Source organism: Variovorax sp. P4_D9, from assembly GCF_056401695.1.
In genome coordinates, this window is sequence record NZ_JBFUIU010001226.1 from 1 (window position 1) to 2002 (window position 2002).

The window sequence follows — 2002 nt, forward strand, 5'->3', positions numbered from 1 at the left end:
ACCTTGCGCCAGCCCCCCACCTGCTCGTCGGTGAAGATGCCTGGGGTATTGGGCCACCCTACGCCGCGGGCGGACACCGCAGTGGATTCCGTGATGATCAAGCCGGCGCTCGCGCGTTGTGCGTAGTACTTCGCGTTGAGCTCGGTAGGCACTCCGCGAGGGGAGCGATCTCGGGACATCGAGGACATCACGATTCGGTTGGGCAGCAAGTGCCTTCCGAACTGGACTTGATCGAACAGGGTCTTGCGTTCAGTGGGCACGTCGATTCTCTCGATTAGACATTTCGGACCAGTGGCGAGCCGCCGCTCACGTGATGCTCATTTCCAAAGGCGTGGTCTGGAAGGCCAACTGTCGCCAGTTGCCATCGTGTCGCGCCCATACCTGCATAACCCTGGAGTCGATGCGGACGGTGCCGCTGCCGTCCTTTCGCACGGCGACAAGTTGTTGCCGGCCCGTCATCAGTGCGGCATCGCCCAGCACCTCCACCTTCAGGTCCGAGCGATCGATCTGTCGGTAGTCGACGTGCGTGCCGCCGGAGCGAAAGTAGCTTTCGTAGTCGTCGGTCTGGCCCTTGGCATGAACGTGAGTGAGATTGGGATGGAGGATCTCGCGCAAGCGCGCGAAGTCAGCTCGCTTCATGGCATCGCTGCGCTGCGCTTCCAGGTCTAGCAACAGGGATTCGGTATTGGAGGCTGTTTGGGCGGGAGTCATAAAGGGTCCTTTGTTTAGAGGGTCCACGTTCAGTCGAGTTGGATGCCGGTGCTCGCGACCAGCCGGGCCCAGCGCTCCTGGTCTTTCTGAAGCAATTTGGCCAACGCCGCGCCATCCTCATAACGGGGAATGACTTCAAGGCGCTTCGCCGCGGCGAGCATCCCGGGCGTGTTTATGGCGCGCTTCACGTCGCTACTGATCGCGCTGACCGGTTGTGCCGGCACCYTGGAGGCGGTGAAAAGCCCGTACCACTCGACCAGCTCCATCGCTGGCAAACGCAGTTCGGTGAAGGTCGGCACATCCGGCAACGTGTTCAATCGTGCAGGGCTGGTCACCGCAAGGATGCGAATTCGACCGGCGCGGTGATATTCGAGCATCGTTGGCAGAGGGTTGAAGGTCGATGCGACCTGTCCTCCCATGAGGTCCTGTAGTCCTGGCGCCACTCCGCGATAGGGCACATGCACGAGGGGTGCGCCAATCTCGCGGCCCATCATCACGCCAAGAAAGTGTGGGCCGCTTCCGGGCCCAGGCGTTGCATATGTCACCTTATCGGGATTTTCCTTCGCCCACGCGATATAGGCCGCGAGGTTCGCGATCGGCGAGTTGCCATTCACGGCCAAGGCAAACGAGTGGTCGCACACGCAGGCCACAGGCGCAAAATCGCGCAGCGCATCGAAGGGTGGCTTCTTGTAGAGCTGAGGCACAAGCGTCAGCACGGAGGACGGTGTGAGCAGAAGGCTGCTGCCGTCGGGCGTCGCCTGTCGAACAGCGTCGGTGGCCAGCTGACCCGAAGCGCCCGACTTGTTTTCGATGATGTAGGGGCTGCCGACGTCCGCAAGCAATGGCGCAAGCGCACGTGCCAGGCTGTCGGCAGTACCTCCGGCCGGGAAGCCGACAATGAGCTTGCGGACGGCGGGCGAAGGCTGGGCCCACGCGGGGCCCGCGAGGGTTGCGAAAGCGGCAGCGCAGCTGGCGAGGAATGAGCGGCGGTTCGTTGTGGCGGTGGGCATGAAGTGCGTGTCCATGTGTGTTGGGGGCAACGGCGTCGTCAGCCCTTCAAGCATTGGTGTAGGCGGTTTTCACCACGGTGAAGAACTCCTGCGCGTACCTGCCCTGCTCGCGCGGCCCGTAGCTCGATCCCTTGCGCCCGCCGAAGGGCACGTGGTAGTCCACCCCCGCCGTCGGCAGGTTCACCATCACCATGCCGGCCTGGCTGTGGCGCTTGAAGTGCGTCGCGTACTTGAGGCTGGTGGTGGCGATGCCGGCCGACAGGCCGAACTCGGTGTCGTTG

The 2002-nt window shown here is 63.1% G+C and carries 4 protein-coding genes; all 4 read right to left on the reverse strand.

The window, feature by feature from the left end; genetic code table 11:
* The coding region (locus AC1DY5_RS53270) for an oxidoreductase (protein ID WP_478122290.1) at positions 1-260 on the reverse strand (260 nt) is incomplete at its 3' end.
* Between the two features lie 46 nt (positions 261-306).
* A complete protein-coding gene (locus AC1DY5_RS53275) occupies positions 307-738 on the reverse strand; it encodes a nuclear transport factor 2 family protein (protein ID WP_478122291.1) in 432 nt (143 codons plus the stop codon).
* A 2-nt stretch (positions 739-740) separates the two neighbouring features.
* Entirely contained in the window at positions 741-1736 is a 996-nt protein-coding gene (locus tag AC1DY5_RS53280; RefSeq protein ID WP_478122292.1) for a Bug family tripartite tricarboxylate transporter substrate binding protein, read from the reverse strand.
* 31 nt (positions 1737-1767) lie between these two features.
* Positions 1768-2002: aldehyde dehydrogenase family protein (locus AC1DY5_RS53285; RefSeq protein ID WP_478122293.1), on the reverse strand; the 235-nt coding region annotated here is incomplete at its 5' end.